Origin of the sequence: Brevibacillus dissolubilis, assembly GCF_006170445.1 — a bacterium.
GTDB classification, from domain to species: Bacteria; Bacillota; Bacilli; order Brevibacillales; family Brevibacillaceae; genus Brevibacillus_B; species Brevibacillus_B dissolubilis.
In genome coordinates this window covers 330,410-357,218 of the sequence record NZ_VCNA01000002.1, presented here as the reverse complement: position 1 = coordinate 357,218, position 26,809 = coordinate 330,410, and the positions used below count along the sequence as shown (strand labels likewise).

Here is a 26,809-nt window from a genome sequence, read left to right as displayed (position 1 = left end):
AGCGAACCACACACTTTGGGAGATGACAGCTATGAAATGCCAACTCAATCAGATCACCGTACATTATGAAGAGATCGGTGAGGGGAAGCCGATTTTGTTTCTCCACGGTTTTGCCTATGATTTACGCCAGATGAAGGGTGCATGTGAACCGATTTTTGAAGGAATACCGGGTTATCGGCGGATCTATCTCGACTTACCTGGTCATGGACATACCAAGGGAGAAGCGTGGATGGACAGCTCGGATCAGATCCTGCAGGTGGTGCTGGACTTTATCGATCAGGTGTTGCCGGGTCAAGCCTATGCGATTGGAGCGTTTTCGTATGGAAGCTATATCGCACGCGGCGTGGTGCATCGGCGTATGGCAGACGTCGCGGGGCTGATGATGATCTGTCCGGCCGTGCTTGCGGATGAACGGACATTGCCACGTGTGGATGCGACCGTGCCGAATCAGGAGCTCCTTGCCAGCTTGTCTTCAGAGGATGCGGAGCTTTTTCACTCCAAAATTCGGGTACAGACCCAAGAGACTTGGGAGCGGTTCCGTGATGAAGTGATGCCTGGGCGCGACATCCGTGATATCGGTTTTCTGACGCGATTACGCACAGGAGGGGGCTATCCCTTCACATTTGACGTGGATCAGCTGCCGCAGCCTTTTGCCAAGCCGACCGCGATCATCACGGGCAGACAGGATGATATCGCAGGTTATCATGATGCCTATCAATTGATCCATCATACATATCCACACGCGACTTATGCGGTACTGGACGGGGCCAGTCATCATGCGTATTTGGAGCGAGATGTGATTTTTCGGGCCATCACAGCAGATTGGCTCACCCGTATCGTCTGGTAAAAAAAGTATGAGCAAAGTGGTTTTCTCCATATTTCCTGCAACATTTCTTGATAGATTAAGCACATAAGAAATGAAGCGAGCAAGAAATCTTGCAGAGGAGGAGATTATCCCATGAATAAGAACGTACTGATTCTGACCGCGATCAGCGTCATGGCAGCGGTGTCTGCGGGCGCTTACTATATCACGAACATGAATGCGACAGCCGAGGCCAGCCAACCAGCCCAAGCGACTGTGACCACCGAGAACGGCAAACAGGTGAAAAGCTTTGAAGTGGTGGCCAAGGAGGTCAACTGGGAACTCAACGATGAGACCAAAATCAAAGCGATGACTTACGGAGGCTCTGTACCTGGCAGCCAGATCCGCGTACAGCAGGGTGACATGATCCGTGTCACACTCAAAAACGAGCTGGACGTGCCAACCACGATCCACTGGCATGGTTATCCACTGCCGAACAGCATGGATGGCATCCCTGGTCAGACCCAAGACGCTGTGGCTCCGGGTGCGAGCTTCACTTATGAGTTCGAGGCAAAAGTACCGGGCACATACTGGTATCACTCCCACCAAGACAGTGCCAATCAGGCTGACAGAGGTCTTTATGGCACCCTGATCGTCGAGGAAAAAGACGTGAAGAAGACAGACAAGGAGTACACGCTCGTGCTCGACGAGTGGAATCCGGCGATGTTTGCTTCCTCTGGCGGCGGTATGGACCACAGTGGTCACGGCAGCGGCCAAAGCACGGACAGCAACAGCGGTGGCATGGATCATAGCAAAATGAACCACGGCAGCAGCACAAGCGGCGGCATGGATCACAGCAGCATGAACCATGGCAGCGCTGCCCCAGCAGCCCCAGCCCAATCCGGTCATGCTGGACATGACCAAGCGGCTGGCACCACATCCGGCGGTCACGCTGACCACAGCACCCAAGGCCAAGCAGCGACTCCGGCAACAGGTGTCGGCGCTATCCACGATCAGATGATGCGGGACATGTACTCCATCTACACCGTTAACGGTAAATCCGGTGCCTCCATCGAGCCGCTGGACATCAAAAAAGGAGAGACCGTCCGACTCCGTTTTGTCAACGCGGGCTTCCAAAAGCATGTAATCCGTCTGCACGGACAACCATATAAAATCATCAGCACAGATGGACAGCCGATCAACAATCCAGCGCTGATCGAGGATTCTCCGTTCATCATTGCACCGGGTGAGCGCTATGACATCGAATTCACCGCTTCTGTCGATCACGACTGGAAGATCGAAAGCCTCGACGAGACCGAAGCCGCCAAAGGTATGCTGGTTCCCGTCAAAGTCAACGGCCAACCAGCACCAAAAGTAGAGCACGACCATGGCACCCTGCCAATCGACATCACCAACTACGGTCAGGCAGGCAACGCACTGTTCTCTGCTGACACCCAATACCAATTGACCTACAAAATGACGCTTGGCGAAAAAGAAGGGGCAAACAAGGAAGCCCAATACACCATCAATGGTCAAACAGCACCGAACATCCCTCCGCTGCAAGTGAAAACAGGCGACAAAATCAAAGTCACCTTCCAAAACGTCGGTACCTCCAACCACCCGATGCACCTGCACGGCCACTTTTTCCAAGTTCTCAGCAAAAACGGCAAAGCGATCACCGGCGCACCTCTGATGAAAGACACGCTCAACGTCGCACCGGGCGAATCCTACGAAGTAGCATTCGTCGCTGACAACCCAGGCGACTGGATGTTCCACTGCCACGACCTGCACCATGCGGCAGCAGGAATGGTCTCCGAAGTGAAGTACCAAGGCTACAAATCCTTCGTTCCAGACCCGAATGCCGGCAACAACCCACACTAATAAGTAACCACTCTCCTCGGGGATTTTTGACCCCGGGGAGCTTTCCATTTTCAGCAGATGGATTCCTCCACAAGTAAAACAGTGAAAAAGGCGGGAAAAGTAAACATGTCATCTATGATTCTGATTGTTGATGATGAGCCAAAAATCTTGGAGATCCTCTCCTCGTATCTAAAGGCAGACGGGTTCCATGTGATGACCGCAGGCAATGGGCGGGAAGCGTTGCAGCTCATCCAGTCGTATCCATTCGGCCTGATCGTGCTCGACTTGATGCTGCCGGATATCAGCGGCGAAGACATCTGCCGGGAGGTACGCAAGGCATCCCGCGTGCCGATCCTGATGCTGACCGCCAAAAGCGGCGAGGATGAGCGGATTCATGGTCTATCCATTGGCGCGGACGATTATCTGGTCAAGCCGTTCAGCCCGCGTGAGCTTGTTGCGCGTGTGCGGGCGATCTTGCGCCGTACCGGGGATTATGAGACATTAAGTGATGATATCCAGATTGGAGACCTGATCATTTCCCTGCATGACAAAAAGGTGACCCGTCAAGGCGAATGGATCGATCTGACCCCCAATGAATACCGTCTGTTGATCACGCTGGCCCGCTATCCGGGACGCATCTGGAGCCGGGAAGAGCTGATCAGCGAGGTGCTCGGGATTGATTTTGGCGGGAGTGACCGCACGATTGATTCACATATCAAAAATCTGCGGCAAAAGATTGAGGAAGATTCCAAAAATCCTGTCTATGTCAAAACAGTTTATGGTCTGGGATACCGTCTGGATGATCCGAAGTCGAAGTAACCAGGTAGAGGTGGCGCCATGCGCAAAATTTGGACCAAGCTCGCTCTGATCCTGATCGGAGTGATGATCAGCGGGATTTTGATTTCCACTGCGTTTTCGATTCAACAGGTATCGCATCACTTTTCCTTATATGTGGGTGATGTGACGGTCAAGCACAGCAAAGAACTGGGAGAGGCGCTCGCTGATGCGTATGCGTCATACGGAGGATGGAGCGAACAGACCTTGCATCTGGCCGAATCGATGGCAAAGGTGCTGGAAGTGCATATCGAATTGTATGATAAGGATAAAAAGCACATCGCCACTTTTGACGATTTTGAACATAATATGGAGCTCGGTGAAGGGAACCACCATTACTACTACCGACAGCCCCTGTTGCTGATCGAATCAGACGGACAAGTCATCGGCTATGTGAATGTGCAGAACTACGAGTCAGAGACCACGCGCACACTGGAAAAGCATTTCCAAGAGGCACATACCAGTGCGATGCTGTCGGCGATGGGGCTTCTGATCGTCTTCGGTGTGTTGGTCAGTATCTATCTGGCCCGGCTGGTGGTGCGTCCGATCGATCAGATCAGGCAGGCATCTGTCGTAGCGGCGAAGGGGGATCTGACGGTACAGGTTCCGGTCCCCAAAAGACAGGATGAGCTGGTGGAGCTGGTACGTTCCTTTAACCAGCTGATCTACACGCTCAAGCAGCAGGAAGATTTGAAAAAGCGGCTGACCTCAGACATCGCCCACGAGCTACGGACGCCGATCAATACGATCCTCGCACAGATCGAGGGGATGATCGACGGGATCTGGGACGCCAATGAGGAGCATCTGGAGTCGACACGGCATGAGGTGTTGCGGCTGTCGCGTCTGGTACAGGATCTCGATCAGGTCGTGCGCACCGAATCAGGGACGGCCAAAATGAATAAAGTACCGATGGATCTGAGCGCTGTGGCAAGGGAAGTGGCAGCTGCGATGAGGCCTTCCTTTTATCGGGATGGGATTGAGCTTGCGTGCGAGCTGCAACGTGATGCAGTGATCATCGGTGACCCGCAGCGGATCGCACAGGTGATTACGAATCTGTTGGGGAATTCGTTGAAGTTCACGGCTGGATCAGGGCAAGGACTAGCACAAGGAAGCGTCCATCTGACCGTCCGCCGGGAGGAGACATCTGTGGTACTGACCGTACAGGATACAGGCAGTGGGATTCCCGAGGAGGATCTGCCGTTTGTATTCGACCGCTTTTACCGTGGAGACCGTTCACGTCAGCGCGAGACGGGCGGCTCAGGACTTGGACTCACCATCGTCAAAAGCTTTGTCGAGGCACACGGCGGCACCGTGGCGATTGAAAGTACGCTTGGGAGAGGAACGACGGTGACGGTACGTTTTCCGGCAGGGGAGGTGGGCGCATCGTGAAAAAGTGGGGAATGATCCTGCTGTATGCGATCATCGCTGTGCTCGTCTATCGATATCAGCAAGAAATCGCAGGCTGGATGGGCCAGGCCAGGCTTGTCCACATTCCGCTCGTGATTGGAGCGGCGACCCTCTTGGCATTGGTTCCGCTTGTGCCGTATGGGGTGGTGGCTGGTGTGATCGGCTCGACCTATGGCTCGTTGCTTGGGGGAGTGATCAGTCTGATTGCATCATCGCTTGCGGCGGTGCTGATGTTTCTGTTGGTACGGTATGCGTGGGCCGAGCAGGGGAGGGCGTATTTGGCCCGTTTTGAAAAAATCGACCGCTTCACCCGCATGGTAGAGCAGAACGCCTTCTCGTCTGTGCTGCTCGCCCGATTGATTCCGGTGATGCCTGCTGCAATGATCAATATATACGCCGCGCTGAGCCGGATGTCTCTGGCTGCCTTCAGCGCGGCGACGGTGATCGGGAAGCTCCCGGTGATGATGGTCTTTGCTTTTGTCGGGGATCAGCTGTTCACAGATTGGGTCAGCGCTGTTACGGTTGCGGCGATCTATGCAATGTTTCTTGCTATCGTCCTGTTGGCCTATCGACGGCAGACATCAGACGCTCCAGATAAATAAGCCGTGTCATCATCCCGCCGGGGGAGACCCCATTGTTGGTCTGATGGAACGTTTTAGTCCCGTTGATCGGCCAGACACCGGGGTTGGATGCATGGAACTCGATGTCAAACCGCTGACCGGATGCGATGTTGATCGTATCATCCATCCAGCCCTTGCGTGTGAAGCCGTTCACCGAGACGACCTGAAAATCGTGTCCATGGATATGCATTGTATGGGCATCATTGGATTTGTTGATAAACCGTACGCGGAGCCGATTCCCATAGTGCGTGTAGAGCGGACTGGTGGCGGGGAAGCATTTGCCGTTGATCGTAAAAAAATTAGGTTGCAGCCCGTAGCGATTCGGGCGGTAGAGGCCGGGGCTAACCTGGCCTATTTCATTTTGTTCCAGCTGCCATTCCTGCAAAATCAAGGTGTAATCGTGATCAGGGACGAAGGGACGGCTGTAAAAGGCTTCTGACGGCAATACGATAAAACCGCCGATCAGCCCGAGATTGACCTGCAGCGGGTCTGCCGCATGGTAAAAAAACGTCCCGGCCTGCCATGCCTGAAACTGGTAGGTGAGCGAGTGACCCGGCTTGATCGGCGGGCTTGGTTCGATCTGGGGGATGCCGTCCTGCTCGTTGGGTTTGGTCAACCCGTGCACATGCAGGGAGGTCGGCTCCTCTGAGCGGTTTTCCACCTCGAGGATCACCCACTCCCCTTGATTCACGACAATCAATGGACCGGGGGTAGCTCCGTTATACCCCAATGCTTCGATCGATACGTCCGGTAAAATCGATTGGGTGATCGGCGAAACGACTAATTTGATATATTTGGCGCCCGAATGCTGTTCATAGGACGCCATACTCCCATCCGGCATACTGACGCGTCTTTCCCAACGGCTCATCAGATGACCTCCTTTTCTCGGAATAGGGTTCGTGTCATTAATCGAAAGGGAAGCGGCACGAATACCAATATAAGAGGAACATTACTGAAAAAAAGGGGAAGGATGATCGCAGATGCATGACGTGATCAAGATGCTCTTGCTGGCGGTAGTCGCGGCGGCAATTCAGCTGGCGGCGGGACTTTTGCCTGGGAAGGGCACTTATCTCATGCTGCTTGGCACACTGCCGATCCTGCTGGGGTGTACGATGCTGGGCATCAGGTACGGGGTGATGACGTACCTGTTGACACTGCCGATTCTGTATATGCTCCAGCCGCAAGCCGCATTGGTGTTTCACTTTGCCATCGGATTGCTCGGGCTTGTCGTCGGCTGTGGACTTGTGTACCGGCAGCATCCGTGGAGTGTGAGCATATCCGGGGGGCTATGTCTGATGGCAGGAATCGTGATTTTGACGTTTGGGGCAGATGTTCCTGTACCTATGCAGGTGAATGAACAGGGCTTTGGACAGTGGTGGATGCTGGTCCTGTTGGCTGGATGTGTAGGATACAGCGGGGTCTGGACATGGATCGGGTATGTCTGGAGTAGACAGCGTGGGATGTGATGGGATTGGGCTGGTTGCAACCCCGGTGGTACAGGGTATTTATTATTAAAATATTCGGTGTAGCTATGTCCATATTCGAAGCAAATGTGCCTGTACGGAGGAAAAACAGCTGTGTTTCCCGCGAATTGGCGTAACCCTGTCCCAACCGACATAGGATGAAGAGAGACCATCTGCTGTTGGAGGACACTTCTATGCGAAACCTGAATAAGAGATTGCCGTATCTCCTGAACATCACCCTAAGTGTCATGATTGGACTGACAACCGGCTACATCTCGGGAAACATAGTCGCTTATGAACAGGATAAACGCACCTATGAACTGAGCGCCCAGCAGGAAAAGCGGCAAACCGAGGAGCGGATTCTGGAGCTTTTCCATGACGGCGAGCGCTGGTTTAAGTTTGAAAAATATGAGGAAGCGATCAACTCGTATGAACACGTCTCCGTCTATCTCGACAAGCTGATCCTGGACAACAGCAATAATTCCCTTAGTCTGGTCGATGACGACGAGCTTCGCCGTATCTATATCACCATGCTGCTTCACCTGAGGGACAGCTATGCCCACACCTCGAAAAAAGTGTCTGATCCCGATAAAAAACGCCAACTGCTCAAGGATATGCTCGTCACCTATGAAAAGATGGGGGCCTTTGAGACGAAAAACCCGCTCTGGTTCATCACCGGCGGCACAGACGATGGACGCTCGTCCCCACATGTGTACCTCAACTCGCTGGAGGAGATCGGCAATACCTGTATCGAAATCATCCGTACGTATGAACATACCAAGCTGACCCCTCGCACCCAGGCGTATATCAACGAAATCTTTGACCTGGGCATCAACAGCTATGAGCATAGGATCAACCTGATGGAGCACTTTTCTGTCGTCGGCCCCGGACAGGAATATCAGATCAAACGGCTTCACCGAAAGATTGCTGAGCTGGGAGCACTCCGCGAATTCATTTTTCATAAAAAGTAGACAGCAATCATACGCTTGCGGCATACAAGCCGCCCGAACTCCTGCGATGGAGAGCGGGCGGCTGTCTGTTTTTTTGAGGGAACGTTGACAAAAACCAAACGTAAATGTAAGATGTCTATATATTAAACAGATACAAAAGAGGAGCGTTTGGTGGAAATGAGCGATCTGACAGAACTGTTTTGGAGTGCATCCGTAGAAGAAATCAAACAAGGCTACATGGAAGACCAAACAAATGAGCAATATGTTTGCCTGATTTGTGGGGAGCGTTTTACCAAGGGAGTCATCTACCCGGACAACGGTGTCTTGTACGAGGCCCACAAATATACACAGGTGCATATCGAGCAGGCGCATTCATCCGTGTTTGAGTACCTGCTCGACCTCAATAAAAAATTCACCGGGCTGACCGATCTGCAAAAGACCCTGCTCCAGTTCTTTTATGAGGGGCGAAGCGATAACGATATCGTCAAGGAGATGGGCGGGGGCAGTACTTCCACGATCCGCAACCACCGTTTCACCCTGCGTGAAAAAGAGAAGCAGGCCAAGGTGTTCCTCGCGATCATGGAGCTGCTGGACAGCCGTCCGCACAAAAAGCAGAAGTTCATCCCGATCCCAAAGACCGCGACGGTGGTAGATGAGCGCTTCAATATCACCGAGGAAGAGAACTCTGACCTGATTCGCCGATATTTTCCGGAAGGGCCGGATGGTCATCTCACCGAGTTCCCGAAAAAGGAGAAGCGCAAGGTGGCGATTCTGCGCCATATCATCCAACGCTTCGAGACCAACAAGCAGTACACAGAAAAAGAGGTCAACGAAATCCTCAAAACCGTACACACCGAAGAGTATGTCACCCTGCGCCGCTATCTGATCGAATACGGTTTCATGGACCGCAAAGATGACGGCAGCGCCTACTGGCTTACCGTGTAAACGTAACAGGTATAAAACGTCACAGGTATAAAAGTGACAAAATCCAAAACGAGGCAGGAAGGAGCCACACCCATATGGAAATGCAAAAACGAAAACAAATCAAAATGGATTATAAAATGACCCACCGCCCGACTGGAGTGTTCCAGATTAAGAATCTCGCCAACGGAAAAATCTTCCTTAACACCAGTACCAATCTCGACTTGGTCTATAACCGTCACCTCTTCCAGCTCAAGCTCGGCGGTCATCCGAACAAGGAATTGCAAGCAGATTACAACCAATTCGGAGCAGAGTCGTTTGCGTTTGAGGTGTTAGAAAAAGTCAAGCCGCGCGACGATGTGCAGGATGAATACAAGGCAGAGCTCAAGGACATGGAAGCCAAATGGCTCGAACAGCTCCAGCCATACGGGGAGAAGGGGTATCACAAACAAAAGCTCTAGCTTGAAAGCAGGGGAAACAGACATGGATATGAACATCAACTTGAATGCGTTTATCATCGTGGTGGCGATCTGCGCGACATTGGCGGTAGGTCTGCCGGGAGGAGTGGCACAACGAGGTTCCGGACGCCCGAACTGGGGGATTTTGTTTCTGTTCTTCATTAGTAGCGTCGTCGGGTTCCTCATCGCGCGGATACTGACCATGAAGCCAGAGCACTGGACGGATTTTTCCAGCATGATCATGGCGGCTGGGATCGCGATGGTTCCGATCTTCCTTATCTTCCTCACGATGACCGCCGTCAAAAGCAGCCAGATTCTCCACGCCAAAACCAAAAGCTGGTCGCTCGCTGTCATCCCTGTCAGCCTGATGGCGATCGCTGTCTCCTTGGTAGGGGAGATGCGGCTGCTCAATGGATGGGCCGATTCCATGATGGCTGGCACGATCCCAGGCGCAGATGGCTTGTTCATGGATTGGCTTCATCCAGGGATGTTCCTCCTGTATTATAATCTCTACACCTTTACCGTCGGACTTATGGCAGCGTATATTGCCGGTGCTGTAGTGGCGCTGTTGAAAAGAGAGAGAACGGCAGGCTGATGAGGGCAGGGAGTGGAAGTACGAATGGCAGTGTGAAGTCACTGCTTTCGTATTTCCAACCCTGCCTGTATTTAGTAAGATAGAGTTACTTTTTTCTTGTTGAATGAGGTGACTCTTGTATGTTTTCCTTTTTTAAAAGCAAATCAGAGGTCCTGCCATGGTACGGCAAGACCCCAATCATTGACTATATCCGAAGCCATCTCAATGAAAAGGGAGAGATGCCGCGTGAATATGAGGAGCTTCCCGATGCAGCCGAGATGGGTGTGGAGGGGAAAGCTGTCCGTTTCGCCGCAGGTGCGATGGATGGCATCCTCGGACATCATATGGGTGCAGAAGCAGATGAAGGGAAGCTTCGATCCCTGATCGATACCTTTTCAGAGCAACTCCGCAATCCGTCGAACAAAACCAGACGGGCCACCTACGTGTTGCTGATGGAACGTGGTGTGCTGAGTGTGATCGATGATTTTTTGCACCGGGTGCGGAATCGTCTGGACTTCAGACCGTTGGATGTGTATGAAGAGGCGCTGTGGTTCATCTATCACGGGGCGCATCGGGAAGTGGTGAAGTTCGGCATAGCGCTGTTGGGTCTGTTTGAGATCGGGCGTGATCGGGAGCTGCTGCTCACCCTAGGCAAGCATGAGGAATTCACCCTCTATGTCGCTGCTGCGTTGACATCTGGCATGCATGAACCCAATGAAACCTTGTTCCAGCTGGCAAAATCGGTGCACGGCTGGGGGCGGATTCATCTGGTCGAACGGCTTGAGCCACAGACGCAGGAGATCAGGGATTGGATGCTGCGGGAAGGTTTTAAAAATGAAATCATGGATGAATATTTGGCATTGACCTGTGCTGTCGGAGGTGACTTGAGATCCGCTATGGCTGCAGAGACCATCGATGAGGAGCTGTATCAGTCAGCGGGGAGTCTCATCGCGAGCCTCATCCATGAAGGCCCTTCTGTCGGGATCACGGGGTACGACCATGCGGCAGAGGTCATCGGCCACTACCTCCGTCACGCGTACGACCGTGCGGAGACACTGCGCGATTTCCTGTGGCTTGTGACGATCTGCAACTACCTGCGTTCGGAGGGTGAACAGGACTGGAGCGCCAACGACTGGACACCTGCCATCCGCGCTCAGCATCTGGAACAGTGCGAGACGATGGTCGATTGGAAGGGCTGGCATGACCGCCTGCGACAAGAAGCGGCCACCATCAGCGACGACAATGCCCATATCATCATCAATGCTGCCCATGCCCTCCGTGTAGATGTATGGGACAACCTGTATGCCGCCCTCCTGACAAACCCGGATAAATCCATGCTGTATGACTATCTCATGCAGACCTCCGACCGCAATCAAGCCGAAAAAGTGGTCACCTTCGCCATTTCTCATCTCCCGCTCGAAAAAATCGCCACTGGCCCAGCACGGGAACTAGGTTTGGGCTTAGGATTCAACCATCACAACTGCTTGGGTTCTATCCTGCAACACCTCTCCCGTTTCCTAGGTCTTGGTCACCAACTGATTCAGACAGCTCTCATGAGCCCGGTCGTTCGCAACCGATCCGCGGCAATTCACGTCTTGGAAGAGTGGGAAGTGGACGTCTGGCGCAAGGAGTTGCTACCAATGATGAAAAAGTTGTTGGAGACCGAGCCGGATGCGGATGTGGGGGAGAGACTGATAAAGCTGGTAGAAAAGGCTTAGGCTGAGAGTGGAGAGAAAACAAAAGAATGAGGAAGCCTCATCGTACCATCAGAAAGGGTGCATCAAGGCTTCCTCTTATTTTTTTATCTCTTTCTTTTTTCTATCTAGCCTACTATGATTGATGTCTCGTGCTGACGCACACTACGGCTGGCGGGTGAGGCGGACGCTGGCAAGAAGCGAGCCTTTTTTGCCTCCCATCCCAGCGAAGGAAAGAACAAGGCTGGCCCCACCTTCCCCGAGTAATCCCAGGGGCAAACCCCATCGCTCGAACCCGCTTCCCCGAACATTTTTGCCACGCCCCAGCCTTGTTCTTTTCGCAGCGGCTAGTCACTCCTTCTCCGAAGGGAGGCAAACAGGCGAACATCTTGCCAGCGTCCGCCTCACCCTCACCCAACCCAGCAGGTGCTAAACAAGAGACAGCAGGCTGTGGTATACTGGATCAGACAGGCATATTATGCCAACAGAAACCGGTTTTCTACATAAGAACCATCCCAACACCATTATCCCATTTCGGCAAAGGAGACATGAATCATGGACTGTATTTTCTGCAAAATCGTAAACAATGAAATCCCAGCGAAAAAAGTATATGAGGACGAGCACACCGTCGTCTTCCACGACATCAACCCAATCGCCCCGGTACATCTGCTGGCAATCCCGAAAAAACATATTGCCTCCATCTATGACGCACAGCCGGAAGACAAAGAGCTGATCGGCCATATCCACATCGCCCTGCAAAAAGTAGCAGACGAGATGGGGATCAGCGAGAGCGGCTTCCGTATCGTCACCAACAAAGGCGAGCATGGACAGCAGACCGTGTTCCACCTGCATTTCCACTTGATCGGTGGACGTCAGCTGCGTTGGGATATGTAACATGCATCGGCTGGACGATGAGCCATATGATTATGGAGAACCGATATGCGTGAGTTTCTTAATGAGCAACTGGAATGGATCGACCACTGTGTAAGACGTGTGCATGAGGTGTATGAGGACAACCCCGATCACCTCCATGATCTGACGAAACTAGAGTCGATTATCCTGAATATCCAGCGCGCCTGTGTAGCTTCTATTGATCTGTCTATGCATATTGCAGATGTGAAAAAATGGGGTGTACCCCAGCATAGCCGTGACGCATTCGATATGTTATATGATAAGAGGATCATTTCAAAAGAACTGAGAGATAGGATGGCAGTGATTGCTGGCTTCCGTGCTATTGTGATCCATAATTACAATCCCATAGATGTTGGATTCATCGAGCAGTTTATCGGGAAGAACTTACCGGATTTTGAGGTTTTTAAGAACGCCATATTACTTGCAGAATTCTAAGTGAAAGAGACCACTGTCGAGGAGGTCTCTTTTTTATTCGAGGAGGAAGCACAATCCGTAACCAAAAGCAATCTCTCTACGATGCATTACAACGAGGAGAAACAGGCACTTTAATAGATTGGCTGAACCAAGGGAACGATCCACATCAATATGTGGAACATGGCTGTCCACTCCTATTTATTGCTACCCATTTTAACAATGTACAAGCAGTCACGATTCTTTTGGCGGCAGGAGTAGATCCGGACAAAGCTAACGATCTGGGAATCACCCCGTTAATCCACGCCGCCTACCTCAATTTTAAAGAGATTGTCAGACTCTTACTGCCTCATTGTAAAAACATAGATGCTACTGAATCCCACTTTGGTCATACGGCATTGATTGAGGCAGTAAGAGCAGGGAACAAAGAAATGATGATGTTACTACTACAATACGGGGGCAAAATAGATATCCAAACTCATGAGGGGAAGACTGCTATGGAGATCGCCGTCAGCAGGGGCTATCAAGGAATAGCTGCGATCCTCTCAGACGCGATGAACCGATAACCTGGCAACATAATCTAACAAAACGTATACAAAAAAAGAAGCTGTCAAACATACACATGACAGCTTCCCGTTTATTCATCATTGTACTTCTTCACAACAGTTACAAATTTTCAATCTATCAAAAAGTTTTACGCGAAACTCCTCAAAAGATTGCCCCACACTAGTAAGGCGCAATCTCCTCACCCGTCACCAAATCTACCACTTTCCCAGTCTCTTTCGGAACAGCGATATCCTTGCTCGCCGGAGCAGCCTGACCTTCTTCCACCCACTTCACAACCAGATCAAAACTCTGGTGTACATATGGCAGCAGCGGTTGCAGCTCGTGGTCCGCGTCAGCGGCTTTGCTCCAGACCAGACCGTCTACGTGGTTGCCTTTTTCGACGGTATAGAGACGGTGCAGGTCGGACTTGCCGGCTTTTTCGACCAGCTTCGCGTAGCCTTTGGCATGCAGGTCAGGGAAGATCAGCGAATCCCAGGAACCGAAGACAGAGATCATCGGCACATTGAAGTTACCGGTGTTTTCGATTTCGGACACCGCTTTTTTCACCGTGGCAGGGCGCTTGAAGTAGTCATAGGTCTTGAAAATGCCATCATACTGGCGGTCACGCACACCTTGGGCGGTCAGGTTGAGGTAATCTTGCCATTGCAGGCGTTTTGGTGCTTTTGGATCAAATTCGTCTCGATAGATATTCAGGGTGATGAACCAGTAAAATTGATCGTGGTAGACCCACAGCTTCTCAGAGCCTTTCGGTACACCGGCAGCATAGAGGGCTTCTTTTGCTTTTGCCTGTTCTTCACCTGTGCCATATACCGCTTTTTCAGTATTGTTGACGACTTTGGTCAGGGAAGAGATCAGGTTGTCTTCCTTGGAGCGCCAGAGGACACCTTCCCAGTCAACGGCACCGTCGTAGAGGCGAGGTTCCTTGGTTACTTTAGGATCGTCATGCTCGACCGCATAGCGCACGACATAGCCACCATTGGAAATCCCTACGGCATAAGTCGGGATCAGGTGGTCTTTGGTCACGAGGTCGCTTGCTGGGTTGCTGCTGTCCGTTGCTTGGATCAGACGGTCGGCGTAGTTCGTGGCCAGGTATTTTTGCGCGGCTTTGGTGATTTGGCGGTAGCGCAGATGCCATTCTTTCATCGTATCTTCTTCAGCGATGAGCGCGTTTTTGGATTTGGCAAAAGGATCTTTGGGGTCAATCTCGCCTTGGGTGCCTTTGTCGATGGAGGCGTAGGCGTAGCCTTTTGCTAGGACATAGTCGCTGAACAGCAGGTCGTTGGAGGTCTCGTTGCGGGTAGCCGGTGCGGCGGCGACGACGAGCTTGCCGTTCCATTGCTCAGGCACGCGGATGACGAACTTGGCATCCTCGAACATGCCGTTGATCTGCACGCCAATCACTTCAGCAGGTTTGTACATCTCGTACCAGCCTGTGCCTTTGTCTGCTTCGCCCCAGCCGTATGGAGTCAGTGCGATGTTGCCGTAGACAGTGGCGGCCGCGTATTGGGCCGGGTTTTTGGTGGTGAGCCAGTTATTGTTGGCTCCGTCAAATTTGGTTACCGTGACACTGTGCGCGCCGGGCACGACAGGGGAGTAAGCAGCATCTGCAGCCTGTGGCAAAGAGGCGAGTGGGAGCATCAGGGAAGTGGTGAGAGCGATTGCCGTCCATTTTTGGTTCATGTGTCATTCCTCCTCGATAGGTAAGCGTTTACATATTGGTGTAATAAATGTGATAGCAACTTCTATGCCAAGTGACGGATGGTCAAGCATATGCACATCGGATAGGCATGGTTCAAAAGGATGATGCAAAAGTGCGACGAATTTTCGTTGTGAAAATGCGACATGTATCTGTTTTGGAACAGAATGAATCCTGTGAAACGAATCGCCTTGGAATGTAAGCGCTATCAACAAAAATCATAAGCAAACGCCTCGTAAAAGCCCTAAAAAAAATTTTGGCACAAGACTTGCTCCCACCCAAATTGCTGTAGCGGCGGATTGCCGCTGTCTGACAACGACCTAATGGGGAGCTGAGATACATGGGAAAACTATTACAAGACAAGAGCGCACTGATCACGGGAGCCGCCAGCGGCATCGGGCTTGAGATCGCCCGCGCATTGGCAAAAGAGGGGGCACATGTCGCCATCTCTGACCTCAACGAACAGGCCGCCCAGCAGGCCGCCGACGGATTGCGGGCGGAAGGATTTGACGCGATTGCCATCCGCTGTGATGTAACCGATGAGCAGCAGATCAAAGCTGCGCTCCAAGCCACACAAGAGCAGTTTGGCCGCTTGGACATCGTCGTCAACAACGCAGGCTTGCAATATGTCTCGATGATCGAGGAGTTTCCGACAGACAAATTCGAATTTATGCTCAAAGTCATGCTGACCGCACCGTTCACAGCGATCAAGCACGCCTTTCCGTTGATGAAAGAGCAGCAGTCAGGCCGCATCATCAATATTGCGTCGATCAATGGACTGGTTGGTTTTGCCGGAAAAGCAGCCTATAACAGCGCCAAGCATGGTGTCATCGGTCTGACCAAGGTGGCTGCACTCGAAGGAGCGCCCCACGGCATCACGGTCAACGCCCTGTGTCCGGGCTATGTCGACACCCCGCTTGTCCGCAACCAGCTCGAAGACCTCGCCCGCACCCGCCAGATCGCGCTCGAAGACGTGATGGAGGAGGTCATCTATCCGCTCGTTCCCCAACGACGTCTGCTGGCCGTCCAAGAGATTGCCGATTACGCCGTCTACCTTGCCAGCGATAAGGCCAAGGGCATCACCGGACAGGCGGCTGTCATCGACGGGGGCTATACAGCGATGTAGGGGCTGGGGGCGAACCCCATCCGAGTTGCCTCGAACCGAGCCACTGCGTCTGGCTGAGCCTCACCCCACCACCCAACAATCTTTTACACAGGATTGTTGGGCTTCTTTTTTTCTCTAAAAAAGAGGATTTTACCTATGATTTGTTAAAATTTTTATAAAAAAGAATGAAAAAGAAAAGGAGAGAAGCCCATGCTGGAACAAAAGAGTGCTTTGTCGCACCTGCTGACCCCGGAATACACCGAGATGCTCAACTGTATGCAGACTGGCGTGATTGTTGTGGATACCGAGGGCATTATGGCTTTCATCAATCATGCGGGATGTCAAATCCTCGGTCTTCGCGCAGACGAGATGACGTCATTGCCGATTACCAGCATCGCTCCAGGCAGCGATATGACACAGGTGATTAACGAGGGCAAGCCGTCTTTGCGGCGGGAGTTTCGCTATGGAGATAAGATGTTTTTGGTCGACCGGACACCGATAACGCTGCGTGGAGAGATTATCGGGGGATTGTCCGTCTTTCAGGATGTCACCGTCTATGAGAATGTCTTTCAGAAGCTATCCGTGCAGGAAAAGGAGCTGCGGCAGTTCAAAGATCTGGTTGACCAGCTGTTCGATGGGATCATCATGATTGACTCCAATGGAATCGTGACGATGATCAACCAGGCTTATTGCGATTTTCTCGGGACGACCATCGAGAATTCCATCGGACGGCATGTTACCGAAGTGATTGAGAATACAAGGATGCACATCATTTTAGAAACGGGCCGCTCCGAGCTGGGCCAGCTGATGCGTATCAACAACAGAGAAATTATCGTCAGCCGGATGCCGCTGCGCGAAGGCGAATCGATCGTCGGGGCGATGGGCAAGGTCGTCTTCTCCGACCTGCGTGACCTGCGCAATCTGGTCGACCGCTACAATATCATGGAGCGTAAGCTGGATTTTTACCGGCAGGAGCTCAAACGCATCATGGGGGCGAAATATTCGTTCGATTCGATTTTTGCCGATCATTTTCTGGTCAAGGAAGCGATTCAGCTGGCAAAACGCGTCGCTCAGACGAAATCCTCGGTGCTGATCCTCGGCGAAAGCGGGACGGGCAAGGAGCTGTTCGCCCACGCGATCCACGAGCACAGTCCGCGCGCAGAAGGTCCGTTCGTACGGGTCAATTGTGCGGCGATCCCCAAGGATTTGATGGAGGCAGAGCTGTTCGGCTATGAGGAGGGGGCCTTTACCGGGGCCAAAAAAGGCGGCAAGCCTGGGAAAGTAGAGCTCGCTAACGGGGGTACCCTGTTTCTCGATGAGATCGGTGACATGCCGATGGATATGCAGGTCAAGCTCCTCCGTGTTCTGCAAGAGCGTGAGGTGGAGCGGATCGGCGCGACCCGTCCGATCATGGTGGACATCCGTGTGATTGCCGCGACCCACCGCTCTCTGGAGAGCCTAATCCGCGAAGGCAGGTTCCGTGAAGACCTCTACTACCGTCTCAATGTCTTCACCATCACAATCCCGCCACTCCGCGTCCAAGGCAAGTCCATCACCGCACTCGCCAACCACCTGATCCACAAGCTCAACGCTGAACTCTACACCCAAGTCATCGGTCTGAGTGAACGCGTCGAGCAGATTTTTCTCTCACATGGCTGGCCCGGCAACGTCCGCGAGATGCACAATGTCCTCGAACGCGCTGTCCAGCTGGCGGAAAAAGGGGTACTAGAGACCAACCATCTGCCGCCATACCTGCAAGACAGACCGATCCTCGCACAAGGGGAGACGCTTACCCTCAATCTGGAGGCAGAGATGGCCAAAACCGAGAAACGCGTGCTGGAGATGGCCCTGCAAAAGAGCGAAGGCAACAAGGTGAAGGCTGCAAGTCTGTTAGGCATGCACAGAGCAAGTCTGTATCGGAAACTGGAGAAGTACGGGTTGCACTAGGAAAACAGCCCGGCTTGTCCTTTTTTTTCTACCGTCGCATCTTTGCATCATGTCGCGATAGTAAAACAGCGAAAACGTCACAATTTTGCGACAACATAAACACGTCGTTATGTTCACAGGTTAGACACATCTTATTTATCCGTCTATTTTCCCCTGAATTCTAAGTTGGCACGACACTTGCTTAATTAAAAGTGTGAAAGCGGTTACACACCGTAAGCCATCATTCATTCTTAAAACACGGGGGGTTCCAGACATGAAAAAACGCAATCTTCTTTTTCCGCTCGTCATGATGACATCGCTCTTCTTCGCGGGGTGCGGCCCACAGATTGACCAGCAGGCCAGCAGCACACCGGCAAGCGGTGGACAGCAGCAGACCGCATCTGAGTTCAATGTAGGTCTCGCCATCTCTCTCAGCGGCGGTACAGCCAAGTTCGGTGAAGCGGTCAAGCGCGGCGTAGAGTTGGCAGTCGATGAGTACAATGCTGAAGCGGGCCAAGGGCCGAAAGCCAAGCTGGTCGTCTACGATGACGAAGCCAAACCGGAAAAATCCGTAGAGATCGTCCAACGCCTGATCCAGCAGGACAAAGTCGTCGGCTTCGTCGGCCCGGCTAACAGCGGGAACGCCAAAGCCCACGTCAAATTTGCCCAAGAAGCAGGTGTACCTGAGGTGATTCCGGTCGCGACTGCAACGGCGATCCTCGAACCATATGCCAAGGAAGACAAGAACTACATCTTCCGCGTCACCCCATACGACCGTGGTCAAGTCGAAACCATGCTCAAATGGATGATCGAGGAGAAAAAATTCAGCAAGATCGGTCTTCTGCACGATACCACCGGTTACGGCCAAGGCGGTAAAACCGACGTCGAAAACGTGCTCAAAGACAAATACAACCTCCAGCTGACCGCGGTCGACTCCTTCCAAGTAGGCGACACCAACATGGAATCCCAGCTGACCAAGATGAAAGCGGCGAACATCGAAGCACTGATTTTCTACGGTCTGGCTCCAGAGGGCGCTCAATTCCTCAAATCGCGTGAAAAATTAAACTATAATCCATTGACTGTTGCTTCCTGGACCATGGGTGACCCAACGGTAAAAGAGCTGGTCGGCGATCTGGTCAACAAAGACGTGTATTTTGTCCAATCCTTTACCATCGACCAAAGTGACAAAGCCAAAGCCTTCCACGAAAAAGTGGTACAAAAATTCGGCGAGGACATCTTCCCGATCGCAACTGCTCAAGGCTATGACTCTGCCCGTATGATTCTCGAAGGTGTGAAAAAAGCAGGCACCGATCCAAAAGCCGTACGTGATGCCATCGAAAACATGGATGGATTCGAAGCAGTCACCGCAGCAGGCAGCAAGCCATTCACCAAAGAAAACCACGATGCACTCACCAGTGAAAACATGTTCCTCGCTACTTACAAAGACGGGGTTATCGTAAAACCATAAGCCAGCCAAACAGGTAAGCTGTGAGCCAACAATAGAGATATGTGTTGACCAAAGGAGGGGAATGGCGTGTTGCAAGCCATTGTAAGCGGGCTGATCGTAGGCAGTATCTATGCGATAATCGCCCAAGGCTACTACATTACGTATATTACGACCCGGACGATGAACTTCGGGCAGGGGGACTTCCTGATGGTGGGTTCCCTGCTCGGACTCACCTCACTCACCACGATGATGGCTGCGGGAATCAATCCGCTCGTTGCCTTACTCATTACCATGATCGTGATCAGTGGACTGACCGCGATCCTCGGATGGGGTCTGGAGCGCATCGCCATCCGGCCGCTGAACAACAACTTTATGTCAATCGCCTGGATTCTCAGCACCGTAGCGGTATCTATGATGCTTCGCAACATCGCCATGCTGATCTGGGGAAGGAACGTGATTCCTTTCCCGTCCCCCTTTGGCAATGAAGTGCTCCGCTTTGCCGGTGTGGGAATCACCATGCATGAGCTGTTCGTCGCCGTCTGTGCGATCCTGATCATGGCATGTCTGTTCATTTTCCTGAAAAAATCCATGCTGGGTAAAGCGCTCGCCGCAGTAGCGTTCAACCCAGACGCGGCTTCGCTGATGGGGATTAACCCGCGCATGATGGCGATTCTCGCATTTGCTCTGTCATCCGTGCTGGCTGGGATCGGCGGGATCTTGGTCGGCCCGATCACCAACACCGCTTTTTACATGGGAGCGACCTTGGGGCTCAAAGCCTTTGCTGCCGCAATCATCGGCGGTCTGGACAATCCGATGGGCATCCTGATTGGCGGTCTGTTGCTTGGGGTGATCGAGCAGGTGATTGCACTTGGGGATTCGGCTTATAAGGATGCCAGTGCGTTCCTTTTGATTTTGCTCGTATTGATCTTCATGCCTCAGGGGCTGATGGGCAAAAAAGTGAAGGAGAAGTTCTGATATGAAAAAGTGGATGATCTACGCCGCAATCGGGTTGGCCTTGTATGCAGTTCCTTGGATTTTTCCGAATTCTTACTATATTCACATGGCGCAGGGCTTCCTCTACACGTATATCGTCGTGGTGGGGCTTAACTTCCTCGTCGGTCTGTCTGGACAGCTGTCGCTTGGGCATGCTGGGTTTCTCGCCATCGGTGGTTATACGATCGCGCTGTTGACGAATGCAGGTGTGCCTTTTCTCGGTGGATTGATCGCGGCGATGGTGGCCTGTGCGATCGCAGGTGCAGTCGTAGCGATGCTCTCTCTGCGGGCAAAAGGGCCGTACCTCGCCATGGTAACGATTGCATTTGGTCTCTTGGTGGAGATTATCGCCAACCGCTGGGTAGATGTGACAGGCGGGCCTGCGGGCTTGTATCTGAGTGATCCGAATCTGTTCGGCTTCAAGATGGGCGTGGTCGAGTACTACTGGTTCATCGCACTGGTCACCATCCTCGTCACCGTGCTGACCGACAATCTGTTCACCTCCCGCATCGGTCGCGTGTTCCGCGCGATCGGCAACAGTGAAGTGGCGTCTGCTACAGTTGGTGTGAATGTCCGCAACTGGAAAGTGCTTGCTTTTGCCATCAGTGCAGTCATTGCGGGGATCGGCGGTGCGCTGTTCGCCTTCCAGAATGCGTATATCAACAGTGACTCGTTTACCTGGGACCGCTCGATCCTGTTCCTGATCGGTGTCATCGTAGGCGGCTCCGGTACGCGTCTTGGCCCGGTGATCGGGACGGTTATCATTTTCCTGCTGCCGCAATGGGTCCAGAGCCTGTACGATTATCACTCACTGATTTTCGGTGCGATTCTGCTGCTTAGCCTGATCCTGCTTCCAGACGGGATCGTCGGCGGCTTCAACCGCCTCCGCCACAAAAACAAAAACGTCAAGCAAGTCACCATTGACAATGAGCTGCAAAAAGCGTCCAACCAAGTCACTTGGGCAGCCGAGCGCAGCCAAACCGTGCTGAACGTGCAAAAAGCAGTCATGGACTTCGGTGGCTACCGTGCCGTGGACGAAGTAGATTTTCAGCTGAATGGCCCGGAAGTACGCGGTCTGATCGGCCCGAACGGCTCTGGGAAAAGTACCACGGTCAACCTGCTGACAGGTGTCTATCTGCCGACATCCGGCAACATCCTGTGGAAAGACCGCGATGTGACCAGCTTCTCCCCGCATCAGATGGCGACTGCCGGTATCACGCGGACGTTCCAGAACCTCCAGCTGTTCCAAGAGCTGACCGTCGTGCAGAACGTCATGGTCGGATTCCATCTGCATTACCGCACTGGGTTCGTCGCCAACCTGCTGCATACCCGTGGCTTCCACCAGGAGGAACAACGCTTCGAGACAGAGGCACTGCGTCTGCTCTCTTTCGTCGGCCTCGCGGAAAAAGCATATGAGCAGGCAGGAAACCTCTCCTACGGGGAACAGCGTCTAGTCGAAATCGCCCGCGCGATGGCGGTTAAGCCGCAGCTGCTCATCCTCGACGAGCCAGCCGCAGGTGCGAGCCAGTACGAGGTGGAGAAGATCATGAAGGTCATCCGCAACCTGAAAGAGATCGGCATCTCGATCATCCTGGTTGAACACCACATGGAGATCGTCATGAACGTCTGCGACAATATCACCGTGCTCGACTTCGGGAAAAAGATTGCCGAGGGGGACCCGGCCCACATCCAAAACCACCCGCACGTCATCGAGGCATACCTCGGCGGAGAGGAGGTCACCAAACTTGTTGTCGGTAAATAATCTGCACGTCAATTATGGAATGGCGCAAGCCCTGCGCGGTGTCGACCTGCATGTCAACGAAGGGGAGATCGTCGCCCTGATCGGCCGCAACGGCGCAGGCAAGACCACCCTGCTCAAAGCTATCACGGGACTGGTCAAGGTAAAAGAAGGGGAGATCACCTATCTCGGTCAATCCCTGATCGGCCAGCCCGCCCATGAAATCATGAAAAAGGGGATCAGCCACGTGCCGCAGGGCCGTCAGATTTTTGGGGATCAGACTGTTGAGGAGAATTTGCTGCTCGGCGCCTACACCCAGATCAAGAAGAACCCCAAGCAAGTCCAGCAGCAGATGGAGCGCGAATACGAGCGTTTTCCCCGGCTGAAGGAACGCCGCAACCAACAAGCAGGCACCCTCTCCGGCGGGGAACAGCAAATGCTCGCCTTATCCCGCGCACTGATGTCGAATCCGCAGTATCTCGTCTTGGATGAACCGTCGATGGGTCTCTCGCCGCTGTACGTCAAGCTGATTCTCGACACCGTCTCCCAGCTGCGTCAGGAAGGCAAAACCATCTTGCTGGTCGAGCAGATCGCAGGCGCGGCTCTATCCATCTCAGACCGGGCGTATGTGATGTCATCCGGTCAGGTGGAGATGACGGGGAATTCGCAGGATCTGCTGCATGACGAGCGGGTGATCCGTACGTATCTCGGAGCGTAATGTAAATTCTCTTGCAAGCACCTGCAATGAACGAATAGAATGGGAAGAAAAGGGAGCGAATGGCCGCGTGCCGAGGCTCCTTTTTCGTTTGGGGCATAGCATAGAGCGGATAAAAGGAGGCTGAACCGATTGACGAACCATCCAACGGCAAAACCGTTGACGCCGGATGACTGGAAAGCGCTTGCGGCATCGCATAAAGAGGCTTTTTTGGCACAGCTGCAGACGTTTCTTGCGATTAACAGCATCGAAGACATGACGACCGCAACAGAAGGCCGTCCGTTCGGTGACGGGGTAGCGGAAGCGCTGGAATACATATTGGGACAAGGCGAGCAGGATGGGTTTCGCACGAAGAACCTGGAGGGCTACGCAGGCTACATCGATTACGGTGAGGCTGACCAAGAAGAGGTAGGCGTGCTGATCCATGTGGACGTCGTCACGGTAGGCGAAGGCTGGACGAGTCCGCCGTTCGAGCCGGCGATCCGCGATGGGCGCATCTATGCCCGTGGCGCGATTGATGACAAAGGGCCGGGGCTTGCCGCCTATTTTGCCTTAAAAATGCTCCGCGACTCGGGTCTGCCCCTCACAAAGCGGATTCGGTTCATCATCGGGACGGACGAGGAGAGCGGCTGGCTGTGTATGAAACGGTATGCGGAGCTTGAGACGCTGCCTGAGATTGGCTTTTCGCCGGATGCTGATTTTCCGATGATTCATGCGGAGAAGGGGCAGATCAATCCGACATTGGTGATCGCAGGAGCGGAGGATGCGAGGGCTGCTGTGACTCAAACAGCTCAAACGGTTCAGGATCGGACGCAGGGTGTTCAACTGCCGTACACTCCAGCTCAAGCCGACAACAATGCGTTCACCCTGATTGAATTCTACTCGGGTGATCAGGGCAACATGGTTCCTGATCTGGCGCGGGCTGTTGTGAGAATACCAGCGGACACGAGCACCGAGCTGTCTTCGGACATGAAAGATCGTGCCGACGACGGGCTATCACCAACTATAAAAGAGCGTGCCGATGCCGAGCCATCTCCAACCATCAAGCAACTCATCTCCTCATACAATTCGTTCCTCGCCGAGCACAATCTGATCGGCCACGCAGAACGCACGTCTGGTCACAATCTGATTGACCACACAGACCGCACCTCCGACGACACCCTGACCTTCCACCTCAAAGGCGAAGCCGCCCACGGGATGGAGCCGTTCAAAGGCACGAATGCGGGTACGTTTCTAGCAGCCTTTTTGCACGGATTATCTGGAGTTGGAGTCACCTTCACCGGGGAGGCCCGCCCGTTCCTTGCGTTCGTCGCGGAATATCTGCACGGTGACGACTACGGCGTGAGGCTTGGGATCGCCTGCGAGGATGATGTGACAGGCCCGCTGACCAGCAATGCCGGATGGTTCCGCTACAGCCCAGAGGAGGGCGCGACCATCAAGCTCAACATCCGTTATCCCGCGACCGTCTCTCTCGACGAGCGTCTGCAGATGCTAAAGGCGAAAACCACGGAGCTGGGCTGGGCGTTCTCCCACCTGCGCACGACTTATCCGCACTATGTCCCACAGGATCACCCGAGCATCCGTATTCTGCAAAATGTCTATGAGCAACACACCGGACAGCCTGCCACCTTGCTTTCTTCCGGCGGCTCCACCTATGCCCGCACGCTCAAGTACGGCGTGGCATACGGCCCTGTTTTCCCCGGCAAGGAATGCCTCGCCCACCAAAAGGACGAGTACGCTGAGATCGATGACCTCGTCGCGGCGATGGCAATCTACGCCCAAGCCATGTATGAATTAGCAAAATAGAATCACAATAGATAATAGGACAACACGAGAAGGAGACCCAATTTTTATGACTACCATTGATCTATCAGCGATTACCAAGCAGTTCACCTATGAAGGCTTCACGACCGAGTATTTTGATCTTAACCAGCCGACCCAGCCGGACGCACCTGTGCTTGTACTGCTGCACTCGATTCGTGCCAGCAAAGAGATTTTTGCAGGTGTTGTTCCTCATCTGGCAGACCACTTCCGCATTCTCGGACTCGACCTGCGCGGGCATGGCAACACCTCCCGCCAGAAGCCGTATTCGTTCCGCCAGATTGCCGATGATATCCGCCGCCTGCTCGAACATGAAAAGGTAGAAAAGGCAACGGTCGTCGGGGCCTCGTTCTCCTGCGTGCCGGCGCAGATGTTTGCCGTTACGTATCCGAAGCTGACCGACAAAATCGTACTGCTCGACGGTGGCTACTTCCGTCTGAGTGACGTGCCGGGCTTTCATCTGGAAGGAGCGATTGAGCATTTCCAATCCGTTTCGTATGCGAGCATGGCGGACGCGCAGGAGTTTTTCCAAGGGCGCTACGGGGCCTATCACGTCGATTTCCCTGTGATCGAGCATGAGCTGGAGCAAAAAGAGGACGGGAGCTACTCCTACCGCCTGCCTGTTGATGCGTTCCGTGCGTATTTTAACGAATACGCCACCTTTGATGTAGATAAGCTGTTCGCGAAGCTAGAAGTGCCTGTGCTGCTGATGCTCGCCGATGAGACCAAGATTCCGGGGGATGAGGAGCGCGAATTCTTCCTTGAAGCGCGTCAGGCCTATCTGAAAACGGTAGAGACAGCCGAAGCCGTCCGGTTGGAGGATTCCTTGCACCTCTTAATGCTGACTCATCCGAAGGAAACGGCGGAGAGAATCAGCGAGTTTGTGTTGAAATAGGGGGAACATCCCGTGGGTAGCTCCATTCACCCTGATGTCCTGTACACCTTGCAGCGGGCCATCCAAAAAGAAAAGATCATGAGCTTCCTGATCATCCGCGACGGTGAGACCCTTTTTCGCTACCACAAAAATAAAAAGATCGAAACCAAGCTGCAAAAGCTCAACTCCTGCACCAAGAGTGTCATCTCGGCACTGATCGGGATCGCCTTGGAGCAGGGGGCGATTGCCGACTTGGATACACCGATTAAACAATATTTTCCCTATCAATATGCCAAGTTGGATGATGCCCGCAAGCGGGACATTACCATCCGCCATCTGCTCGAGATGACGCCAGGCTATCACTGGCCGGAGTTTGGTGAGTGGCAGTCGTTTTCCCATATGAAATATGCGAGTGACCAGGTGCGGTTCGTGCTGGAGCGTCCGCTGACCGTGAATCCGGGGGAGCAGATGAACTACAATTCGGGCTGTTCGCACCTGTTGTCAGCGATTTTGCAGAAATCAACGGGGATGACAGCAGCTGCCTATGCCAAGAAGCATCTGTTCGCCCCGCTTGGGATCTCCGAGGTTCACTGGTACCAAGACAGCAAAGGCATCAGCAACGGCGGCGACGGTCTGGTGATGACGGCAGAGGCGATGGCGCGGTTTGGAACGCTTTACCTCAACGGTGGTAAGTGGCAGGGTCAGCAGATCGTGCCGGGCGACTGGGTGAGAGAGTCGACCCAAGCGCGGTTTTTCACCTATGAGCGGATCGGGCATTATGGCTATCATTGGTGGGTGAACTGGATTGATCCGGCGAGAGAGGATGTTTCGGAGGAGAATCGGTATTATTTTGCCTTGGGGTTCGGCGGGCAGTATATCATTGTCGTGCCACGGGCGCAGATGGTGGTTGTGGTGACGAGTGAGATGTATGAGGCGTCATTGCGGCCGATGCAGATGTTTCGGGAGATGGTCTTGCCGGGGATCGTGGGGTCATCCAGCCATTTGAATAGATAGAACAATC

25 protein-coding genes are annotated in these 26,809 nt (G+C 53.1%); 23 read left to right on the top strand and 2 right to left on the bottom strand.

What is annotated here, in order from left to right:
* Nucleotides 1–31 precede the first annotated feature (31 nt).
* The 5 genes from FGI41_RS03655 (at nucleotide 32) to FGI41_RS03635 (ending at nucleotide 5,505) form a co-directional block, all read left to right on the top strand.
* Nucleotides 32–847, top strand: a complete 816-nt coding sequence (locus tag FGI41_RS03655) for an alpha/beta fold hydrolase (RefSeq protein ID WP_176560107.1) — start codon at nucleotides 32–34, stop codon at nucleotides 845–847.
* A gap of 111 nt (nucleotides 848–958) precedes the next feature.
* Nucleotides 959–2,683 carry a multicopper oxidase family protein gene (locus tag FGI41_RS03650; protein ID WP_139488595.1) on the top strand — a complete coding sequence of 575 codons (1,725 nt, stop codon included), beginning with the start codon at nucleotides 959–961 and terminating at the stop codon, nucleotides 2,681–2,683.
* Nucleotides 2,684–2,788: 105 nt separating this feature from the next.
* The gene (locus FGI41_RS03645) at nucleotides 2,789–3,481 is read left to right on the top strand and encodes a response regulator transcription factor (RefSeq protein WP_139488594.1); all 693 of its coding nucleotides are present in this window, start codon (nucleotides 2,789–2,791) and stop codon (nucleotides 3,479–3,481) included.
* An 18-nt stretch (nucleotides 3,482–3,499) separates the two neighbouring features.
* On the top strand, nucleotides 3,500–4,885 hold the full coding sequence (locus tag FGI41_RS03640; protein ID WP_139488593.1) for a sensor histidine kinase: 1,386 nt from the start codon (nucleotides 3,500–3,502) through the stop codon (nucleotides 4,883–4,885).
* Complete coding sequence (locus FGI41_RS03635; RefSeq protein WP_139488592.1) at nucleotides 4,882–5,505, top strand: TVP38/TMEM64 family protein; 624 nt, start codon at nucleotides 4,882–4,884, stop codon at nucleotides 5,503–5,505. Before FGI41_RS03640 ends, FGI41_RS03635 begins: the two co-directional genes overlap by 4 nt.
* On the opposite strand, the gene FGI41_RS03630 is transcribed toward FGI41_RS03635, so the two are convergent.
* The gene (locus tag FGI41_RS03630; protein WP_139488591.1) at nucleotides 5,453–6,391 is read right to left on the bottom strand and encodes a multicopper oxidase family protein; all 939 of its coding nucleotides are present in this window, start codon (nucleotides 6,389–6,391) and stop codon (nucleotides 5,453–5,455) included. The two genes, FGI41_RS03635 and FGI41_RS03630, sit on opposite strands and share 53 nt — an antisense overlap.
* 112 nt (nucleotides 6,392–6,503) lie before the next feature.
* Between FGI41_RS03630 and FGI41_RS03625 the strand changes: the two genes are divergently transcribed.
* The 9 genes from FGI41_RS03625 to FGI41_RS03585 all read left to right on the top strand — a co-directional run bounded on the left by FGI41_RS03625 (nucleotide 6,504) and on the right by FGI41_RS03585 (nucleotide 13,472).
* Nucleotides 6,504–6,989, top strand: a complete 486-nt coding sequence (locus FGI41_RS03625) for a YybS family protein (protein ID WP_139488590.1) — start codon at nucleotides 6,504–6,506, stop codon at nucleotides 6,987–6,989.
* Nucleotides 6,990–7,180: 191 nt separating this feature from the next.
* Nucleotides 7,181–7,957, top strand: coding sequence for a hypothetical protein (locus tag FGI41_RS03620; RefSeq protein WP_139488589.1), 777 nt, complete (start codon nucleotides 7,181–7,183; stop codon nucleotides 7,955–7,957).
* Between the two features lie 156 nt (nucleotides 7,958–8,113).
* Complete coding sequence (locus FGI41_RS03615) at nucleotides 8,114–8,881, top strand: DUF2087 domain-containing protein (protein ID WP_139488588.1); 768 nt, start codon at nucleotides 8,114–8,116, stop codon at nucleotides 8,879–8,881.
* 74 nt (nucleotides 8,882–8,955) lie between these two features.
* A complete protein-coding gene (locus FGI41_RS03610) occupies nucleotides 8,956–9,318 on the top strand; it encodes a GIY-YIG nuclease family protein (RefSeq protein ID WP_139488587.1) in 363 nt (120 codons plus the stop codon).
* Between the two features lie 22 nt (nucleotides 9,319–9,340).
* Nucleotides 9,341–9,910: a hypothetical protein gene (locus FGI41_RS03605; protein WP_139488586.1), complete on the top strand. Its 570-nt coding sequence runs from the start codon at nucleotides 9,341–9,343 to the stop codon at nucleotides 9,908–9,910.
* Nucleotides 9,911–10,029: 119 nt separating this feature from the next.
* On the top strand, nucleotides 10,030–11,607 hold the full coding sequence (locus tag FGI41_RS03600; protein WP_139488585.1) for a limonene hydroxylase: 1,578 nt from the start codon (nucleotides 10,030–10,032) through the stop codon (nucleotides 11,605–11,607).
* A gap of 531 nt (nucleotides 11,608–12,138) precedes the next feature.
* The gene (locus tag FGI41_RS03595) at nucleotides 12,139–12,477 is read left to right on the top strand and encodes a histidine triad nucleotide-binding protein (protein ID WP_139488584.1); all 339 of its coding nucleotides are present in this window, start codon (nucleotides 12,139–12,141) and stop codon (nucleotides 12,475–12,477) included.
* Between the two features lie 45 nt (nucleotides 12,478–12,522).
* Nucleotides 12,523–12,930 (top strand): type VII toxin-antitoxin system HepT family RNase toxin, encoded by a 408-nt coding sequence (gene hepT / locus FGI41_RS03590; protein WP_139488583.1) that lies wholly within the window; start codon nucleotides 12,523–12,525, stop codon nucleotides 12,928–12,930.
* On the top strand, nucleotides 12,912–13,472 hold the full coding sequence (locus FGI41_RS03585) for an ankyrin repeat domain-containing protein (RefSeq protein WP_139488582.1): 561 nt from the start codon (nucleotides 12,912–12,914) through the stop codon (nucleotides 13,470–13,472). The genes hepT and FGI41_RS03585 overlap by 19 nt, the downstream gene beginning before the upstream one ends.
* A 160-nt stretch (nucleotides 13,473–13,632) precedes the next feature.
* Here FGI41_RS03585 and FGI41_RS03580 read toward each other — a convergent pair whose 3' ends face one another.
* The gene (locus FGI41_RS03580; protein ID WP_438358004.1) at nucleotides 13,633–15,153 is read right to left on the bottom strand and encodes an alpha/beta hydrolase; all 1,521 of its coding nucleotides are present in this window, start codon (nucleotides 15,151–15,153) and stop codon (nucleotides 13,633–13,635) included.
* A gap of 356 nt (nucleotides 15,154–15,509) precedes the next feature.
* Between FGI41_RS03580 and FGI41_RS03575 the strand changes: the two genes are divergently transcribed.
* The 9 genes from FGI41_RS03575 (at nucleotide 15,510) to FGI41_RS03535 (ending at nucleotide 26,802) form a co-directional block, all read left to right on the top strand.
* Nucleotides 15,510–16,295 carry a 3-hydroxybutyrate dehydrogenase gene (locus FGI41_RS03575; protein ID WP_139488581.1) on the top strand — a complete coding sequence of 262 codons (786 nt, stop codon included), beginning with the start codon at nucleotides 15,510–15,512 and terminating at the stop codon, nucleotides 16,293–16,295.
* A gap of 189 nt (nucleotides 16,296–16,484) precedes the next feature.
* The gene (locus FGI41_RS03570; protein WP_139488580.1) at nucleotides 16,485–18,221 is read left to right on the top strand and encodes a sigma 54-interacting transcriptional regulator; all 1,737 of its coding nucleotides are present in this window, start codon (nucleotides 16,485–16,487) and stop codon (nucleotides 18,219–18,221) included.
* A 253-nt stretch (nucleotides 18,222–18,474) separates the two neighbouring features.
* Nucleotides 18,475–19,668 carry an ABC transporter substrate-binding protein gene (locus FGI41_RS03565; protein ID WP_139488579.1) on the top strand — a complete coding sequence of 398 codons (1,194 nt, stop codon included), beginning with the start codon at nucleotides 18,475–18,477 and terminating at the stop codon, nucleotides 19,666–19,668.
* Nucleotides 19,669–19,734: 66 nt separating this feature from the next.
* Nucleotides 19,735–20,622, top strand: coding sequence for a branched-chain amino acid ABC transporter permease (locus tag FGI41_RS03560; protein ID WP_139488578.1), 888 nt, complete (start codon nucleotides 19,735–19,737; stop codon nucleotides 20,620–20,622).
* Between the two features lies 1 nt (nucleotide 20,623).
* Entirely contained in the window at nucleotides 20,624–22,402 is a 1,779-nt protein-coding gene (locus FGI41_RS03555) for a branched-chain amino acid ABC transporter ATP-binding protein/permease (protein WP_139488577.1), read from the top strand.
* Nucleotides 22,386–23,096, top strand: coding sequence for an ABC transporter ATP-binding protein (locus FGI41_RS03550; protein WP_218015218.1), 711 nt, complete (start codon nucleotides 22,386–22,388; stop codon nucleotides 23,094–23,096). The genes FGI41_RS03555 and FGI41_RS03550 overlap by 17 nt, the downstream gene beginning before the upstream one ends.
* Before the next feature lie 129 nt (nucleotides 23,097–23,225).
* Nucleotides 23,226–24,899 (top strand): Sapep family Mn(2+)-dependent dipeptidase, encoded by a 1,674-nt coding sequence (locus FGI41_RS03545; RefSeq protein WP_255298305.1) that lies wholly within the window; start codon nucleotides 23,226–23,228, stop codon nucleotides 24,897–24,899.
* 46 nt (nucleotides 24,900–24,945) lie between these two features.
* Nucleotides 24,946–25,809 carry an alpha/beta fold hydrolase gene (locus FGI41_RS03540; RefSeq protein ID WP_139488576.1) on the top strand — a complete coding sequence of 288 codons (864 nt, stop codon included), beginning with the start codon at nucleotides 24,946–24,948 and terminating at the stop codon, nucleotides 25,807–25,809.
* A gap of 12 nt (nucleotides 25,810–25,821) precedes the next feature.
* A complete protein-coding gene (locus FGI41_RS03535; protein WP_255298304.1) occupies nucleotides 25,822–26,802 on the top strand; it encodes a serine hydrolase domain-containing protein in 981 nt (326 codons plus the stop codon).
* The last annotated feature ends 7 nt before the right edge of the window (nucleotides 26,803–26,809 follow it).

Bases quoted from the DNA above. Each gene is read 5' to 3' on its own strand.
- FGI41_RS03655 (WP_176560107.1), top strand. From the start codon at position 32: ATGAAATGCCAACTCAATCAGATCACCGTACATTATGAAGAGATCGGT.
- FGI41_RS03650 (WP_139488595.1), top strand. From the start codon at position 959: ATGAATAAGAACGTACTGATTCTGACCGCGATCAGCGTCATGGCAGCG.
- FGI41_RS03645 (WP_139488594.1), top strand. From the start codon at position 2,789: ATGTCATCTATGATTCTGATTGTTGATGATGAGCCAAAAATCTTGGAG.
- FGI41_RS03640 (WP_139488593.1), top strand. From the start codon at position 3,500: ATGCGCAAAATTTGGACCAAGCTCGCTCTGATCCTGATCGGAGTGATG.
- FGI41_RS03630 (WP_139488591.1), bottom strand. From the start codon at position 6,391: ATGAGCCGTTGGGAAAGACGCGTCAGTATGCCGGATGGGAGTATGGCG.
- FGI41_RS03625 (WP_139488590.1), top strand. From the start codon at position 6,504: ATGCATGACGTGATCAAGATGCTCTTGCTGGCGGTAGTCGCGGCGGCA.
- FGI41_RS03620 (WP_139488589.1), top strand. From the start codon at position 7,181: ATGCGAAACCTGAATAAGAGATTGCCGTATCTCCTGAACATCACCCTA.
- FGI41_RS03615 (WP_139488588.1), top strand. From the start codon at position 8,114: ATGAGCGATCTGACAGAACTGTTTTGGAGTGCATCCGTAGAAGAAATC.
- FGI41_RS03610 (WP_139488587.1), top strand. From the start codon at position 8,956: ATGGAAATGCAAAAACGAAAACAAATCAAAATGGATTATAAAATGACC.
- FGI41_RS03605 (WP_139488586.1), top strand. From the start codon at position 9,341: ATGGATATGAACATCAACTTGAATGCGTTTATCATCGTGGTGGCGATC.
- FGI41_RS03600 (WP_139488585.1), top strand. From the start codon at position 10,030: ATGTTTTCCTTTTTTAAAAGCAAATCAGAGGTCCTGCCATGGTACGGC.
- FGI41_RS03595 (WP_139488584.1), top strand. From the start codon at position 12,139: ATGGACTGTATTTTCTGCAAAATCGTAAACAATGAAATCCCAGCGAAA.
- hepT (WP_139488583.1), top strand. From the start codon at position 12,523: ATGCGTGAGTTTCTTAATGAGCAACTGGAATGGATCGACCACTGTGTA.
- FGI41_RS03580 (WP_438358004.1), bottom strand. From the start codon at position 15,153: ATGAACCAAAAATGGACGGCAATCGCTCTCACCACTTCCCTGATGCTC.
- FGI41_RS03575 (WP_139488581.1), top strand. From the start codon at position 15,510: ATGGGAAAACTATTACAAGACAAGAGCGCACTGATCACGGGAGCCGCC.
- FGI41_RS03570 (WP_139488580.1), top strand. From the start codon at position 16,485: ATGCTGGAACAAAAGAGTGCTTTGTCGCACCTGCTGACCCCGGAATAC.
- FGI41_RS03565 (WP_139488579.1), top strand. From the start codon at position 18,475: ATGAAAAAACGCAATCTTCTTTTTCCGCTCGTCATGATGACATCGCTC.
- FGI41_RS03555 (WP_139488577.1), top strand. From the start codon at position 20,624: ATGAAAAAGTGGATGATCTACGCCGCAATCGGGTTGGCCTTGTATGCA.
- FGI41_RS03540 (WP_139488576.1), top strand. From the start codon at position 24,946: ATGACTACCATTGATCTATCAGCGATTACCAAGCAGTTCACCTATGAA.